Raw genomic sequence first — 16,809 nt, forward strand, 5'->3', positions numbered from 1 at the left:
GTGCTTTTTTGTGGGTAAATATTAGGTTCAGTACCTAAGGCTTAATGTCTAAAGTCAGCCATTAACGCAGGTATACCAGGTAACATGCCTACAATTGCCATTACAGTGGTAAGTAGCACAAACATAATAAGTGGAATCACCCAGCGGCTCATCTTAGTTAGCTCAGCGCTACGTTCTTTACAGCCAATAAGCCCTAAGTTATCAAGTAACATAGTAAGCGACCAACCAAAAGCCGGGTTAACCAAGGTTGAGGCAAACACCACAATAGCGGCTGATTGCGTTGTTTTGCCTTCGCGCGTCATTTCCATGCCAGCTTCAAGTAGCGGAATAAACACTCCTACAATAAGCGCTACACAAAGCACAGGTTGCCAAATGGCTAAATCCATTGGGTAACCCCATAAACCAGCAATAATACAAAATACGGCTGTTAAAATGGCGCCAGCCGGAATAGGGCGTTTAGCAATAGCAGCAGGTACAATGTAGGTTCCCCACGATGAGGTAAAGTTAGCACCACCGGCAAGTGAGCCAAATGTTTGTCTAACTGATGCGCTCAGCATGGTGTCGTCGATATTCATTTGTACTTTTTCAGTACGTTGCGGATAGCTTATTTTTTGAAATACTTGATGACCTAAAAAATCAGGTGACCACATAGCAACGGCGAGCACTGCAAATGGTAGTACAACCACAAAGCTTTCAAGTGTTGGCAGGCCAAGCATCCAGCCCGTGTTTTCACCCCACCAGTAAGCTGGGTTCATATTTGGTAAACCGGGAGCAGTATGAAACTCAAACGGTGCACCTAAAGCAAAGGCAACCACGCCACCAATAAGGCAGCTTAACGGCACAGCTAACCAGCGCTTTTTAAAGTGCTCTAATAGCGCATACAATAAAATGGTGGCTAAAATAACAATAAACGCAATATGCGCCATATCAATGGCCTCAGCCCAGGCAAACAGCTTTTTAACCTGCGAAATAGTACCAATAAAGCCTAAATAAATGAGTAGCCCGCCACATACACCTTTACTGGTTAGGCGCGCGAGCATACTTCCTCCTTTGGTTATGGCCAAAATAAAACCAAAGGCACCAATGAGTAAGCCAAACGCCATAGGGTGACCGCCAGCAGCAACAACAATAGGAATTAACGGAATAAGCGGGCCATGAGTACCAGCCAAGTTAGCTGTTGGTAAAATAAAGCCTGAGAATAAGATGATAAAAATAGAAACAATGAGTAATTCGTAGCGCACGTTTTCTAAAACAAAGGCATCGCTTAATCCAAGAGGCGCTGCAAATGTTGCCGCAATAGCACCCACCATAACGACTTTACCAATAGTGCCCGCCATTGCTGGAATGGTGTCTTCAAATTCAAATCGGTAATCTCTAAACGGTAAATTAGGACGCCAGCGTTTAGGCTGCATAATCTGTAATTCATGTTCGAGATACTCGTCGCGAGTATTAAACTCTGAACTCGGTTTGTGAAGCTGCTCGTAGCTTTGAGCATTCTTGTGCGTGTTTGATGGTGCATCACCGGGTGGTGTAGTTTGCATGCGTTCTCCTGCAACATTGTTGCTTAATCAAATAAATACGGCTTTTGTTAAAGCAAATGAATATTGAACATGCAGGGTAGATCAGCTTTTAGGCTGCTATGTATAGGCAAAAGGTCGTGCATGGTTGTTTTTAATACAGTTAATCTGACAATCAGCTTTACGTTAAAAATTATAAAACTACACAAAATGATTTAAAATTACTATAAATCAATGACTTGCTTTTATTTTTAAAGAATTTTATCACTGTTTATAGCGGGAAATAGTGTTAATGGCAGGTTATTATCCTTTAGTCTTAGTGGCTGTGAAAGCCGTTTTATTTCAAGCTATTTGCTTGCAGGAGCCGTTAATATTGTTTTATTTGTGGTGGAATAATACTTCTGTTACTTTCTGATTGTTAATAACAATAAAGAATAGACATGCAACTCAACCCCCCTAAATCAATTGGTATTTTACTTGGTACGCTTTACGGCATATTTATGCGGCTGTTTATAGAGCTACTTGATACTTATAATTTAAGTAGCCTAGTCTCTATATCATTTATGTTTTTAGTGCCCGTTGCAATTGGTTATATTCGTGTTCACTTTGAATTTAAGAGCTCAAAAACATTAACTAAAAGGCAAATGGTCACGATTGCTTGGCAGCCTATTTTTGTTTTTTTATTTGTAAGTGTAATTACTTTACTTGAAGGCAGTATTTGTGTGGCTATGGCTTTGCCTGCTTTTATGTTTTTTGCCAGCATTGGTGGATTACTTGCGGGTTTTATTAGAAAGCGTGAAATAAAAAAAGCGAATAGTTCTTTATTATCAATCGCGTTGTTACCTATATTGCTCTCACCTATTGAAGTTAATTTTTTAAATTTATCAAAAACATACGAAGTAACAAATTCAATAACTATTAACGCGCCCATCAATGTTGTGTGGCAACAGTTAGCTAATGTGAGTGATATAAAACCACAGGAAGTGCCTTTTTCACTCACTCAATTAATTGGTGTACCAAAGCCATTAAAGGCAAGTATGAATGCAAGCGGTATAGGCGCTGTTCGCACAAGTACTTGGCAAAAAGGGGTTATATTTAAAGAAGTTATTACGGACTGGCAACCAAATAAACAGATGCTTTATAGATTTGACATAGACCCAGATGCTATTCCCGATGACGCACTCGATAAACACGTAAAACTTGGCGGTGAATACTTTTCTCCACTTTACGGTGGTTATCAGCTAAGTGAAGATAAAAGCGGCAATACAATTTTAACTTTAAAAACGACCGTGCAAGACAATACAAATTTTGGTATTTATTCACGAATATGGGGAGAGGTGATATTTCAAGATTTTCATCATTCACTTTTAACGTTGATGAAAAACAGAGCTGAAAAGTCACTTATCGCAACTGTTTCTTATAATTAGCTTAAAGCATTGTGTTTATAAAAATATTACACACTAAAGGTTAAAAGCCCCTGCAATTGCAAAGGCTTATGTTTTAACTGCTAACTTTTACCAAATCATTTCTACAAATTCAGGATGGTCGATATACGGGTTACGATTACCTTGAAATTCAAAGGCTGCTTGGTTACGGTCAAGTTCCATTTGGCTTACAGGATCGCTGTTATGCCAGTCAAGCAGCATGGCTACAACCCAGCTTTCAAACACTTGGTTGCTTGAACCATTAAGCACTGCATTACTTGAGGTCGTTTTGGTTTGCCAAGTGCCTATTACATTTTCGTAGCGCGTTGCCATGTAAAAATAAGCGCGAGCAAAGTCACCTTTAAATTCGTCAATTGGCTCAAATACAGTACCTGAGTAATTTAATGAACTTGCGGCAGAGCCTAATTTACTTCCGTTGGTTGATGTAAATGAAGCGCTTGCTACTTCACCAAATGGGAAGTTACTACGTTTTGAGTTTACATAACCGTCGGTTGCGTAAATATGATGCACATCTGAGTTCATTGGCTCAATAGTGCCGCCAAACCAGCTTTTAGGAAATGAATGCTCACGGTTGTAACAGCCGCCTTCTCCACTATAGTTACCACATTGGTCACTCACCGCAGTATAATTGTAGCTATCTGAGCCGTTTGGTTTCTCGCTATACATATCTAAAATGCTGTTATCGTTTTCAAAGTATTTATCACGTGCAGATGAGTCGTAAAAATTCCAAATAGCCGAGTAACCCTGTGCATTATGATCTTTAATAATATTATAAAGCTCAGTTTTTAGTGCATAACCTGATAACCCTTGAGCAGTAACATAGTAGCCAGTGGGTGTTGGGTTGGTCCCGCCGCCATCACCAGAGCCACTACCTAAAGTAAATGCCGTGCTGTCTGTATTATTAAAACTTGCACCGCTAGCAAGTGCGGTAGAGCCTTGCTTAAGCGCATAACTGCCACTACCTGTTGAACAACACATACCATCGCCGTAACTGTCGCTAATAACAAGTGTGTAAGTACCATCAGTTAGGCATATTTGCTCATCATACTGAGTGTTTGATGCGTAACCACTGCCGTTAGCAACAGCGCTACCTTGATTATTATTAACGGCCCAGCTAGTTTCGCTACCGTAATTATCGGTGTTAAGCGTTAAAGTAAGGCTATTGTCGGTGCAACTTGTTGATGCGTTGCCATCAGTATTTGGTAAAAAGTTATCTACGTATACGGTTTCGCTGCCATCAAACCCACTTACATCGTAAAACCTAAGCCCAACACTAATTGTTTTATCACTGCTTGCTGTATAGCTATGGCTAATTGTTTGCCATTGGTTAGTTTGTGCTTGATTTGAATAGCCTTGATAGCCATCTACATATAAGCGCGCTTTAATTTTACCTTCGGTGTGGTAAACATCAGCCGAAAAGTTATAGGTTTTACCAGCTTCTACAGCAACTTGTTGTAGTAAATCAGTGTTACTTTGCGATCCTGTTGTTACATTGACAGCAGCAGAGCTACTGCCACTTTTAACTGTGCTGGTGGATCGTGAAAGGCTAATTCCGCCATCTATTGTTGTCCATGCATCAGGTGTATTACCTGACCATTGCTCAAAGCCGCCATTAGTTACATTGGCCATTACAGGTAATGAGCCCAGTAACAAAGCGGTACTAATTAATTTGTTTTTATATTTCCCGTGTAACATGATTGTTCCTATTTTTACTATGAAAGTAAAATATACCCTACATTAGTTTGGTTACAAAATTGTTAATTTAAAATGCAGTAAAAGGCAATAATTACTCTTTAAACTGTTTTTGAAGGTATTTTTATAAATTAATAACTAAATGGAATATCAAAGCAGATTCTATTCTTTTTTTATCTATGCTTAGCCCGTTATCCTGCATACTTAGAAAACCTCAACAGATACACTCTGGATGAGGTAAAACTCATTTTTAACAATACACAAAGTGTGTTGTGTTTAATTTTCAGGGTTATGGGGAATCGATTCATGTTGTTAGGTCAACTAAATGCTGCGGCAAGCCCGCTATCGCAAGATCAAGTACAAAAGCTGCAAGGTTTAGTGGCTGAGCTTAATCCAATTCAACAAGCATGGGTAAGTGGTTACTTAGCCGCTAATGCTAACTCAGCTGCATTAGGTGCTCCTACTGCTGGCGTACCGGCTGCAGGAGATGCTGCAGCGCTAACTATTTTATATGGTTCGCAAACGGGTAACGCAAAAGGCGTAGCAAGCAAAATGAAAGAGCAGGCTGAGTCGCGCGGCTTAGCGGTTAAATTGGTTAGCATGTCAGATTACAAACCAACAGCCCTGAAAAAAGAAAAGTTTTTAACCATCGTTGTATCTACTTACGGTGAAGGTGAGCCACCAGAAGACGCAGAAACACTCTATGAATTTTTAGCAACTAAAAAAGCACCAAAACTAGACGATGTAAAAATAGCCGTTATTGGTTTAGGTGATTCTAGCTATGAGTTTTTCTGCCAAACAGCAAAAGACTTTGAAGAGCGTTTAAATAAACTAGGTGCACAGACCATATATCAACGTGCTGATTTAGATGTAGATTATGAAGAAGAAGCTGCAACATGGATTGCGGGCGCAATTGACGCATTCGAACCTGATTTAAAAGCGCAACAAGAGGCCGCTGGTGGTCAAGTTGTATCAATGCCATTTGGCGCTCCAACCTCTGCAGCAAGCCAATATACAAAACAAAATCCATTTGAAGCAGAGCTATTAACTGTTCAAAAAATTACCGGTCGCGACTCAACTAAAGATGTACGCCATGTTGAAATTTCGCTTGAAGGTTCTGACATTACTTACACGCCTGGTGATTCATTAGGTGTGTACTTTTTAAATGACGATGTATTAGTTGATGAAGTACTTACACTTACTCAAATTGATGCAACAAGCATTGTAAAAGTAGGTGATGAAGAGCTAAGCGTACGCGATGCACTTATTGAAAAACTAGAGCTGACTCAGTCATACCCTGGTTTTGTAGAAAAATATGCAACTGCTACGGGCACGCCAGAGCTACTTAAACTAGTTGAAGATAAAACTGCAATGCGCGCATACATTGAGCCTCGTCAAATATATGATGTGATTCGCCAAAACCCAGCAAAGCTTGATGCGCAAACATTAGTAGATTGCTTACGTAAACTACAAGCTCGTTTGTACTCAATTGCATCTAGCCAAAGCGAAGTTGAAGACGAAGTACACTTAACACTAGGTCTAGTGCAGTTTGATGCATTTGATAGCGAGCATTTAGGTGGCTGTACTGGTTACTTAACTCGTCGTGCTGAAGAAGGTTGTAAAGTTAAAGTATTTAGCGAACACAACGATAATTTCCGCCTACCTACTAACGATGATACACCTGTGATCATGGTTGGCCCAGGTACCGGTATTGCGCCGTTCCGTGCATTTTTACAAGAGCGTGATTCGCGTGAAGCACAAGGCAAAAACTGGTTGTTTTTTGGTAACCCACATTTTACTCAAGATTTTTTATACCAAGTAGAAATACAGGGTTATTTAAAATCGGGTTTACTTAACAAAGTAGATGTAGCATTTAGCCGCGACCAAGCCGAAAAAGTATACGTACAAGACAAATTACGCAGTAACAGTAAAGACGTGTTTGAATGGTTAGAAGCTGGCGCTCACTTTTATATTTGTGGCGATGCAAATCGCATGGCAAAAGATGTACACAACGCCTTGCTTGATATCGTTAAAGAAAACACAGGTAAGAGTAACGAAGACGCAGAGCAATACTTAAAAGATTTGCGTAGCGCAAACCGCTATCAGAAAGACGTGTATTAATCACGTTTCTTATTTTATTTAACAGCTAACAGCCGTCACTGTAACAAATTTAGGATTTAAAATGAGCGAACAAGATAAAAACGTAAAACTTTCTGATAACGAACGTTTGAAAAGAGAAAGTAACTTTTTACGTGGCACCATAGAAAAAGATTTAAAAGACGAGATTACCGGTGGTTTTACTGCCGACAACTTTCAGCTAATTCGTTTTCATGGCATGTACCAACAAGATGACCGCGATATACGTGGTGAGCGTGCTAAGCAAAAGCTAGAGCCGCTACATAATGTAATGTTACGTGCACGTATGCCTGGCGGTATTATTAAGCCAGAGCAGTGGCTAGCAATCGATAAGTTTGCAGATGATAAAACAAGCTACGGCAGTATTCGTTTAACAACGCGTCAAACGTTTCAGTTTCATGGTGTGCTAAAGCCTAATATTAAAGGCATGCACCAAATGCTTGATAGCGTAGGTATAGACTCTATTGCTACAGCGGGTGACGTTAACCGTAATGTGCTTTGTACTACTAACCCAGTTGAGTCTGAGTTACATCAAGAAGCTTACGACTGGGCTGCAAAAATTTCTGAGCATTTATTACCAAAAACGAAAGCGTATGCCGAAATTTGGTTAAATGGCGAAAAAGCAGAAACCACAGAAGAGCCAATTTTAGGATCTAATTACTTACCGCGTAAATTTAAAACAACGGTAACTATTCCACCTAACAACGAAGTTGATGTGCATGCGAATGACTTAAACTTTGTGGCAATTGCTGATAACGGCAAGCTTGTTGGTTTTAACGTATTAGTGGGCGGTGGCCTTGCCATGACGCACGGCGATACAGCAACTTATCCGCGTAAGGCTGATGACTTTGGCTTTATTACGCTCGAAGATACCTTAAAAATTGCAGAGCATGTTGTATCTGTGCAGCGCGATTGGGGTAATCGTTCAAACCGTAAAAATGCAAAAACTAAATACACATTGGACCGTGTTGGCGTTGATGTATTTAAAGCAGAAGTAGAAAAACGCTCAGGCGTTACGTTTGCACCAAGCCGTCCGTTTGAGTTTACTCATCGTGGCGACCGCATTGGTTGGGTTGAAGGCATTGATGGTAAGCACCACTTAACGCTATTTATTCAAAGTGGTCGTATTTTAGACTACCCAGGCAAGCCGCTTAAAACAGGTTGTCGTAAAATCGCAGAAGTTCACCAAGGTGACATGCGTATGACGGCAAACCAAAACTTAATTATTGCTGGCGTACCTGCAGATCAAAAAGCCGTGATTGAAGAAATTGCACGTAGCCATGGCCTGATTGACGACAAAGATTCGCAGCAGCGTAAAAATTCTATGGCGTGTGTTTCACTGCCAACGTGCCCACTTGCAATGGCCGAAGCAGAGCGTTACTTACCAAGCCTAGTAGAAAAAACTGAAGCATTACTTGCTAAGCACGGTATACCAGATGACAGCATTATTATGCGCGTTGTAGGTTGCCCTAACGGTTGTGGCCGCGCAATGCTTGCAGAAGCTGGTTTAGTGGGTAAAGGGCCAGGTAAGTACAACGTTTACCTAGGTGGTAATTTAGAAGGCACACGTATTCCTAAATTGTACCTTGAGAACGTAGGCGAAGACGTTTACCTAGAAGCATTCGATAAGCTCATTGGGCAATGGGCAAAAGAGCGTAACGAAGGTGAGTGTTTTGGTGACTTTGTTATACGCAAAGGCATAGTTGCTGAAGTAAAAGTATCAGTAACCGATTTTCACGCTTAATTAAATACCAGCGCCAAAGCGCTGGTGAGGTTTGGAATTTACCATGAGTGAATTTAAAAACATTTTACAGCTAGATAAACAAAGCCAAGCGGCTATGTTAGCTGATGCTAATGGTTTGCTAGCGAATATGAGCGCAGAACAGCGTGTTGCATGGGCGCTTGATAACTTGCCTAATACGGCTTTTTTATCATCTAGCTTTGGTATTCAAGCGGCAGTAATGCTGCATTTAATGACCTCACAACGTCCAGATATTCCCGTTGTATTAACCGATACAGGCTATTTATTTCCTGAAACGTATCAGTTTATTGAACAAATGAGTGAGCGTTTATCACTAAACTTAAAGGTGTATAGAGCGCAGCTAAGCCCTGCATGGCAAGAAGCTAAGTTTGGTAAGTTGTGGGAGCAAGGCGAGGACGGCATTAAGCAATATAACCAGCTTAATAAAGTTGAGCCGATGACCCGCGCACTTAAAGAGATAGAAGCGGGCACGTGGTTTAGTGGTTTGCGTCGCGATCAATCATCTACACGTGCTGATAAACAGTTTGTAGAAATAAGCCGTGGTACCGTTAAAGTGTACCCGATTATTGAATGGTCTAACCGTGACGTGTATCAGTACCTGACTAAGCACGATTTACCTTACCACCCATTATGGGAACAAGGTTATGTATCGATGGGTGACGTACATACAACACGTAAGTTAGAACCAGGAATGACAGAGGAAGAAACTCGCTTTTTTGGCTTAAACCGAGAATGCGGACTGCACATGGATGGTGACGGTATTTAACGTCACTACGATGTAGTTAAATCGCAAATAAAAACGCAGCTTCGGCTGCGTTTTTATTTTCTTTTATTCGGGTACAAAAAATTGCCTAATTAAGTATTTTTTATTAGACTCAAGGCATTAAAGGATTAATTAAAGCAGGAACGCTATGAAATACTTTACCTACTTAGCTATATCAATTATGGCTATTGCAGTCATCTCTTTGTTTTATTTAAAAAAGCCCGATGGTCAAACATGGCTTTCTGCATCATCAATTAGCAGTGAATCTCAGCAAATTAAAGAAAAAATGGTCGCGCTATCTAGCAATACTTTGGACCAAGCAGTGTTGGGCGTTAAGCAAGCTGGCGATAAGATTGCGAGCAGTATTTCTGATGAACCAATTGCTGCAAATGCTACCTCAAGTGGTAAAATTTTTAAGTGGCAAGACGAAACAGGCCAATGGCACTTTTCTGATACACCTAACCCGCATGTAAAAAGTATTGAAGTAAAACTCGATCCTAAAGATATTACAGTTATTGCTGCAGAAGACACGTCTATTTTAAATACCTCTTCAACTCCAAACACAATATCGGCTGCACCAGAGGGGATCAGTATTTTGAACCCAGATTCGGTTAAAAAGCTATTTAATGACGCCGAAAATGTAAAAGACAAACTAGAAAAACGTAATAAAGAAATTAATAATTTAAGTGCACTTTAATTATTTAGAGTGAGTGCTTTTATGGTTTTTTAAATAACGTTTTTCGGCTTCCATCAATAATACTGTTGAATATATTTTAGTGGGAAGCGACAGCAGCACGCCTACAGCAATGCATGCCGCCGCTGTAATTATTCCTTTAATACCATGCTCGACAGTAAAGTAGTTCGACACAATTAAAGTATGGCCAGTCACGATAAGGCACAACCCAAGCATTATTGATGTTTTAAGCAGCCTAATTATCATTGTTTGCGACATAGTTACCTCAGTAGGCACGCTTTAAATGCTTAGCATTGATTTAAGACAACAAACAACACATATAAAAAAGCCCAGCTTATTACTAAGTTGGGCTTTTAAATGTATTAACTACTGTCTTTGTTAGTCGAGCATATTACGCAGTACATATTGTAAAATGCCGCCGTGTTTATAGTAATCCCACTCTTTAGGGGTATCAATACGTACGTCTGCACTCAAGGTTACTTTTTTACCTTCGGCATTTGTAGCAATAACGGTAACTTCATCGGTTTTATCGTACAGGCCATCAATATCAAATTGTTCTTGCCCTGTTAACCCATGTGTCTCGTAGCTTTCACCCTCTTTAAATTGCAGCGGTAATACACCCATACCAATTAAGTTAGAGCGATGAATACGTTCATAGCTTTGTGCTACAACGGCTTTAACGCCTAATAAAAGTGAGCCTTTAGCAGCCCAGTCACGAGATGAACCCGTGCCATATTCTTTGCCCGCTAAAATAATGAGTGGAGTATTATTTTTTTGATACTCCATTGCTGCATCATAAATACTCTCTAGCGTATCGCCAGGCTGAGTACGTGTTACGCCACCTTCAGTACCAGGAGCTAGTAAGTTTTTAAGACGCACATTAGCGAACGTTCCACGCATCATTACTTCGTGATTACCACGGCGTGAGCCGTACGAGTTAAATTGCGCTTTATCTACACCTTTCTCTTGCAAGTATAAACCTGCTGGCGCTTCTGCTTTAATAGCACCCGCTGGAGAAATATGGTCAGTGGTTACTGAATCTCCAAGTTTAGCTAAACAACGTGCACCTTCGATAGAAGGAATGCCCGGTGGTTCTACTTTCATACCATCAAAAAAGGGTGCTTTTTTAATGTAGGTAGATGCATCATCCCAATCGTAAAGTTTGCCATCCGGTATTTTAATTTGCTGCCAACGGCTATCGCCTTCGTAAACGTTAGCGTAGCTTTTTTCAAACATTTCTTTAGTTACGGTTTCTTTAACTAAGTCACTTACTTCTTTAACGCTTGGCCAAATGTTTTTAAGGTAAATATCGTTACCGTTAGCATCTTGAGCAAGGGGTTCGTTGTATACGTCAATATCGGTTCTACCTGCAATGGCATAAGCTACGACAAGCGGAGGAGAGGCTAAAAAGTTCATTTTAACATCTTGGTGAATACGCCCTTCAAAGTTACGGTTACCCGATAAAATAGAGCTCACTACTAATTTATGTTTTTGAATCGCGTCTGATATTTCAGTTGCAAGTGGCCCTGAATTACCAATACACGTAGTACAGCCGTAGCCAACTAAGTTAAAGCCTAGGCTTTCTAGGTCATCCATCAGGCCTGCTTTTTCTAGGTAGTCGGTAACTACTTTTGAGCCTGGAGCAAGTGATGTTTTAACCCAAGGTTTTACATTAATGCCTAACTGTTTCGCTTTTTTAGCAACCAAACCAGCAGCTAAAATAACACTTGGATTAGAGGTGTTGGTACAGCTGGTAATTGCGGCAATAACACAAGCGCCATCGTTTAGCTCAAACTCTTGGCCTTTAAATTTAACCTTAGCGGCACCCATAAACTGCGCTTCGTTAACTGGCTCATCTGGATTTGTTGTCGGCCCTTCACTCTCAATACGAGCTTGTTCTTCATCGCTTTTATCGCGACGAGCCATACGTTCGTCTTGGAAGCCTTTTAAATGATCGCCAATAACTTTGCCAGCTTCGTTTAAGGCAATTCTATCTTGTGGGCGTTTAGGGCCTGCAAGGCTTGGTACAACGTCATCTAATTTAAGCTCAAGTGTATCGGTATAATTAGCTTCGTCGCCATCGTTACGCCATAAGCCTTGATGCTTAGCGTAATCTTCAATTACTTTTAAGTGTTTTTCGTCGCGGTTTGTTAAGCGAAGGTAGTTGATGGTCTCATCATCAATTGGGAAAATACCACACGTAGCGCCGTATTCTGGTGCCATATTGGCTATGGTTGCTCTATCGGCAAGTGGTAGGTCGGCAAGGCCGTCACCATAAAATTCTACAAATTTACCCACTACGCCATGATTACGCAGTATTTCGGTTACTGTTAACACTAAATCGGTTGCGGTAGTACCTTCAGGTAAACGTCCGCTTAGCTTCATACCTACTACTTGTGGAATGAGTAAGCTAATTGGCTGACCAAGCATGGCTGCTTCAGCTTCAATGCCGCCTACACCCCAACCAAGCACACCTAAGCCATTAATCATGGTGGTGTGAGAGTCAGTCCCTACAAGCGTATCTGGGTAAGCGAATTTTTTGCCGTCGCGCTCTTCATTAAAAACAACGCGCGCTAAGTATTCTAGGTTTACTTGGTGAACAATGCCGGTTGCTGGAGGCACTACTTTTAAATTATCAAAAGCGGTTTGTCCCCAACGTAAAAATTCGTAACGTTCTTTATTTCGGTCGTACTCAAGTTTTGCATTTAAATCAAATGCACCATCATTTCCGTAGCCATCTACTTGTACCGAATGGTCAATCACAAGTTCAGCAGGCGATAACGGGTTTATTTTTGCAGGATCTCCACCTAGCTTTTCCATTGCGTCACGCATCGCGGCTAAATCTACAATAGCGGGTACGCCGGTAAAATCTTGCATAACAACACGGGCGGGAGTAAAGGCAACTTCAGATGCAGGCTTTGCTTGAGGATCCCAATTAAGAAGGGCTTGAATGTCTTGTTCTTTTATATTTACGCCATCTTCGTTACGAAGAAGGTTTTCAAGTAGTACTTTTAAGGAAAAGGGCAATCGTTTCGCTTTGTCGCCAAGTCCTTTTAGAGAATGAATATGATATTGCTCACCGTTTATTGTGAGCTGATGTTGGGTATCGAAACTATTATTCATTATTTGCCCCTTTATGAATTATAAAAATGTTTTGAAGAGTGACCTCTGTAGTGTTCGAGTTGCAAAGTACATACCAGTGTAAAAAATCGCGTTTAGAGAACGAATTTTATACAGTTATTATAGTAGAGATGATGCTGAAAAATTTAATTTCAAGAGATGATTTAAAAGAAGAGATAGGGTCAAAAGTTATTTCGACCCTTATTAATTACTGTAACCAACCTTGTTGCTTACCTTTAATACTCAAGCAAAGTAAAGCGATGGCAATAATGATTACAAAAATAGGCATAAATACCGCACTTGCGCCAAGTAGCTCAATACTATTTATGACCACAAAATTATAATATTGCTGAATTAAAATAGCGCCGAGCGATAGCAAAAAAGTAGGTGTTGCCAGCGCGTTTTTAGCAAGTAAAAACAGACAACCCAAAGTGCTTCCAAATACAGCTACAGCAAATGCAATGGTTGACCAAAGAGGGATGTCAGAGTAGGCAGCTTGTTGATCTAACGGAAGTTTACCTATCATTTCGGGTGTCATCATCATGTGCATAGCAAATGCAATAACGCCAAGTAAGTTCCATACGAGTGCCGCCCATACAACGGGTTTAAACCAATTTTTAGGTGTGTTTACAGACATTTTATAACCTTGTTTTTATTATTAATTAGGTTATTAAAGAGTAAAAAGGCCAACTATACAAGTTGGCCTTTTTATATAAAAAGAGTGCTTTTAAATGCTTAACCAAATGAAATAGGACGACGACCTGTTTTATCATCTACTTTTGGTTTTTTAGTTCGCTTACGCTTACTTTTAGCTGGTTGATTTGTTGGTTGTGGTGCAACTTGCTTTGACTCTGCTTGAGTTTGTACCGCAGGTTTTTCTACAGGGATTGCATCTTCACTTAGTGAGAGTTTAAAAAACTCACCATCAAACTCTAGTACATCACCACTGTATAATTTTTTCCGTTTAATTGTACAAATTTCATGGTTAACACCCACATAGCCTTCAGTAATTAGGTTTTTAGCTTGGCCGCCACCTTCAACTAAGTTTAGTACTTTTAATAATTTACAGAGCTCAATCGGCTCTTCTTCTAATTCTATTTCTATGTATTCTTCGTTCATATTTGCTCTCGGTGGGGTAACGCACAAGCTGTAGTATAAAGGCTTGCAGCTACTTTTGCACCAAAGCAAGTAACTTTAGCTAATTGTAATAGGGAAATAACGACGAAAGTTTTTATGTATTTTATCTGTCTTTAAAAAAACTGAAGCAATTGAAGAGTAATCTTTGCAGCAGTTAATTTTACGTATGGCCTGCTAATTGCTAAAACTTTGGCGGAATAAATATTTTTCATTAAATGGAGTAGGAAATGGGCGTAAGATTAGCAATGAAAAAAGAGCTAATGGGATTAGATAATTCAGGTATGTTAACTGCTGACGATGTTAGAGAGCACCTTGCTAATTCTGTAAAAAAGCAAGCTGATCAAGGTGAGCGCGGTTTTTCTGTAATTTCAAAATTCAATGATACCCATAGCCGTTTAGTTAGTGGTGATGCCACGAGAAAAACAAAACTTGAATTTGAACGTCATCGTTTATTTAAAGAAGTTTTATATACTCGCAAAAGTGTTGATGCTTGGTTAGATAGCCAAATTAGCTGATTTGCTATTTATCAAAAATATAGTTTTAGTGTGCTTAGCCATTTTATTAAGTACGTGTCAGTAACCGACTGCATATATTTATACATAAACGTTGAGTGCAACTCAAAGGTAGCAGCTAGAATCAACTTGGGGATATAAACAGTCTCTAACCGTGGATTTCTATATGCTCGCTTAATTTGGCAATGCGCAGGCTCATACCTTCAATAATTCGGTCTTTAATTTTTTCGCGGATAACATTAGGTAAGCGGGTGAGTGCTTCAGGGGTAATGGCAAGTACTATGGTGTCGGTTTTAGCGCGAGCACTGGTACTGCGCTCTCGGTTATTTATAAAGGCACCTTCACCTATAAATTCACCGGGCTCTATAGTGCCAAGTTCTAGTAAATGGTTATGCTTAAATACTAATAATGCGCCGCTAAGTACAATGTACAAGCGCTTGTCGTTATCGTATTGCTTAAATAAAAATTGATGCTGACTTACTAAATATAACAGGCCGAACGACTCCAATAAGACTTGGCGCTCGCTGAGCGTAAATTCTTTAAAAAAGTGCAGCCTGTTTATAATTTCCATTTGTTTGAATAATGGAATATGTTCGATTAGCTTCATCAATAACCAAATGTGTTAAAAGCGTTTAATCAGCTAATATTGCGCTCTTTTAATTTTCGGGTCAACGTGTTGCGTCCCCAACCAATTTTTATAGCAGCATCTTGTTTATGACCAGAGCAATTAGCCAGGGCTGTTTTTATTAAGCGAGTTTCTAGTTGAGCTTGAATGTCAGGCCAAATATTTTCTTTGCCTTTTTTTAGCTCTTGATTAAGCCATTGTTGGAATGCATCGAGCCAATCACCTTCTTCTTGGGTTGGTGAAGCATCCAGAATCTCCGGCGGTAAATCTTGCTCGCTTACAAGCTCACCCGGTGCCATAACTGTTAGCCAGCGACACGTGTTTTCTAATTGGCGTACATTACCTGGCCAATTAAATAAACGTAATTGCTCAGTCGCTTTAGGGCTCAGAACTTTACTTTCTACTTGTAGCTCTTTAGCGCTTTTATGTAAAAAGTGTTGCGATAAGCTTTCTATATCTTCAGTACGCTCTCGAAGAGCAGGTAAACGTAGGCGCACAACATTAAGACGATGAAATAAATCATCCCTAAACTTGCCTTGTTTAACTAAATCTTCAAGGTTTTGGTGCGTAGCTGCAATAATGCGTACGTCCACTTTTATACTTTGATGGCCACCAACGCGATAAAACTCACCATCGGCAAGAACGCGTAATAAACGTGTTTGCACATCAAGTGGCATATCACCAATTTCATCTAAAAATAGTGTACCGCCATTGGCTTGCTCAAAGCGGCCTTTACGTACGCTATCGGCGCCCGTAAACGCGCCTTTTTCGTGGCCAAATAACTCTGACTCAACAAGCTCTTTTGGAATGGCCGCCATGTTAAGTGCAATAAATTGATTTTCTTTACGTGGGCTATGGTTGTGCAGGGCGCTGGCGACAAGTTCTTTACCTGTGCCAGATTCACCATTTATTAATACGCTCATGCTAGAGGCCGATAGTTTACCTATCGCTCTAAACACTTCTTGCATAGCGGGTGCTTCACCAATAATGTGGGCACTTTTTGGTGGAGCTTGCTTTCGCTTAGTTTTTTTAGTGGAATTTGCTCTGCATGCGCTCTCGACTAGCGCCACTGCTTCGTTTAAATCAAACGGCTTAGCTAGGTATTCAAAAGCACCTTTTTGGAATGCATTAACTGCAGAGTCCAAATCTGAGTGGGCAGTCATTATAATAACTGGCAGCCCAGGGTTTTGCTCTGCTATAAGCTCAAGCAACGCCATGCCATCCATACCAGGCATTCGTACGTCCGAAACTAAAACAGTAGGTTGACTAAACTTTAATGCGCTTAATACATCTTGCGCATTAGCAAAGCTTTCTGCGTTAAACCCTGCACGGGTTAGTGCTTTTTCAAGTACAAATCGAATAGAAGCATCATCATCTACAAGCCAAACTGTTTTCATGCAAACTCC

14 protein-coding genes are annotated in these 16,809 nt (G+C 40.2%); 6 read left to right on the forward strand and 8 right to left on the reverse strand.

What is annotated here, in order from left to right; translation table 11 throughout:
- Nucleotides 1-41: 41 nt before the first annotated feature.
- Nucleotides 42-1,541 carry a DUF3360 family protein gene (locus H5089_RS13865; RefSeq protein ID WP_039488646.1) on the reverse strand — a complete coding sequence of 500 codons (1,500 nt, stop codon included), beginning with the start codon at nt 1,539-1,541 and terminating at the stop codon, nt 42-44.
- A gap of 416 nt (nt 1,542-1,957) precedes the next feature.
- Between H5089_RS13865 and H5089_RS13870 the strand changes: the two genes are divergently transcribed.
- Nucleotides 1,958-2,944 carry a hypothetical protein gene (locus H5089_RS13870; protein WP_182712455.1) on the forward strand — a complete coding sequence of 329 codons (987 nt, stop codon included), beginning with the start codon at nt 1,958-1,960 and terminating at the stop codon, nt 2,942-2,944.
- A gap of 87 nt (nt 2,945-3,031) precedes the next feature.
- Here H5089_RS13870 and H5089_RS13875 read toward each other — a convergent pair whose 3' ends face one another.
- On the reverse strand, nt 3,032-4,657 hold the full coding sequence (locus H5089_RS13875; RefSeq protein ID WP_182712456.1) for an endonuclease: 1,626 nt from the start codon (nt 4,655-4,657) through the stop codon (nt 3,032-3,034).
- Nucleotides 4,658-4,960: 303 nt separating this feature from the next.
- Between H5089_RS13875 and H5089_RS13880 the strand changes: the two genes are divergently transcribed.
- From H5089_RS13880 to H5089_RS13895, 4 genes are all read left to right on the forward strand, one after another.
- Nucleotides 4,961-6,775 (forward strand): assimilatory sulfite reductase (NADPH) flavoprotein subunit, encoded by a 1,815-nt coding sequence (locus H5089_RS13880; RefSeq protein WP_182193759.1) that lies wholly within the window; start codon nt 4,961-4,963, stop codon nt 6,773-6,775.
- 61 nt (nt 6,776-6,836) lie between these two features.
- Nucleotides 6,837-8,534, forward strand: a complete 1,698-nt coding sequence (cysI, locus tag H5089_RS13885; RefSeq protein WP_182712457.1) for an assimilatory sulfite reductase (NADPH) hemoprotein subunit — start codon at nt 6,837-6,839, stop codon at nt 8,532-8,534.
- A gap of 43 nt (nt 8,535-8,577) precedes the next feature.
- Nucleotides 8,578-9,318 (forward strand): phosphoadenylyl-sulfate reductase, encoded by a 741-nt coding sequence (locus tag H5089_RS13890; protein WP_002961106.1) that lies wholly within the window; start codon nt 8,578-8,580, stop codon nt 9,316-9,318.
- 145 nt (nt 9,319-9,463) lie between these two features.
- Entirely contained in the window at nt 9,464-10,012 is a 549-nt protein-coding gene (locus H5089_RS13895) for a DUF4124 domain-containing protein (RefSeq protein ID WP_182693504.1), read from the forward strand.
- Here H5089_RS13895 and H5089_RS13900 read toward each other — a convergent pair whose 3' ends face one another.
- The 4 genes from H5089_RS13900 to H5089_RS13915 all read right to left on the reverse strand — a co-directional run bounded on the left by H5089_RS13900 (nt 10,013) and on the right by H5089_RS13915 (nt 14,248).
- Nucleotides 10,013-10,267 carry a hypothetical protein gene (locus H5089_RS13900; RefSeq protein WP_182712458.1) on the reverse strand — a complete coding sequence of 85 codons (255 nt, stop codon included), beginning with the start codon at nt 10,265-10,267 and terminating at the stop codon, nt 10,013-10,015.
- A 120-nt stretch (nt 10,268-10,387) separates the two neighbouring features.
- The gene (acnA, locus tag H5089_RS13905; RefSeq protein WP_002961112.1) at nt 10,388-13,132 is read right to left on the reverse strand and encodes an aconitate hydratase AcnA; all 2,745 of its coding nucleotides are present in this window, start codon (nt 13,130-13,132) and stop codon (nt 10,388-10,390) included.
- A gap of 205 nt (nt 13,133-13,337) precedes the next feature.
- On the reverse strand, nt 13,338-13,766 hold the full coding sequence (locus H5089_RS13910; protein WP_182712459.1) for a hypothetical protein: 429 nt from the start codon (nt 13,764-13,766) through the stop codon (nt 13,338-13,340).
- Between the two features lie 98 nt (nt 13,767-13,864).
- Complete coding sequence (locus H5089_RS13915; protein WP_154903740.1) at nt 13,865-14,248, reverse strand: RNA-binding S4 domain-containing protein; 384 nt, start codon at nt 14,246-14,248, stop codon at nt 13,865-13,867.
- A gap of 245 nt (nt 14,249-14,493) precedes the next feature.
- Here H5089_RS13915 and H5089_RS13920 point away from each other — a divergent pair, with 245 nt between their 5' ends.
- Nucleotides 14,494-14,781 carry a hypothetical protein gene (locus H5089_RS13920; RefSeq protein ID WP_182712460.1) on the forward strand — a complete coding sequence of 96 codons (288 nt, stop codon included), beginning with the start codon at nt 14,494-14,496 and terminating at the stop codon, nt 14,779-14,781.
- Nucleotides 14,782-14,926: 145 nt separating this feature from the next.
- On the opposite strand, the gene H5089_RS13925 is transcribed toward H5089_RS13920, so the two are convergent.
- Together H5089_RS13925 and ntrC are read right to left on the reverse strand one after the other, a co-directional pair.
- Nucleotides 14,927-15,385 (reverse strand): cyclic nucleotide-binding domain-containing protein, encoded by a 459-nt coding sequence (locus H5089_RS13925; protein WP_182674046.1) that lies wholly within the window; start codon nt 15,383-15,385, stop codon nt 14,927-14,929.
- A 29-nt stretch (nt 15,386-15,414) separates the two neighbouring features.
- Nucleotides 15,415-16,800: a nitrogen regulation protein NR(I) gene (gene ntrC, locus H5089_RS13930; RefSeq protein WP_002961117.1), complete on the reverse strand. Its 1,386-nt coding sequence runs from the start codon at nt 16,798-16,800 to the stop codon at nt 15,415-15,417.
- Nucleotides 16,801-16,809 lie beyond the last annotated feature (9 nt).

It is taken from the genome of Pseudoalteromonas sp. SR45-1 (assembly GCF_014163655.1).
GTDB classification, from domain to species: Bacteria; Pseudomonadota; Gammaproteobacteria; order Enterobacterales; family Alteromonadaceae; genus Pseudoalteromonas; species Pseudoalteromonas distincta.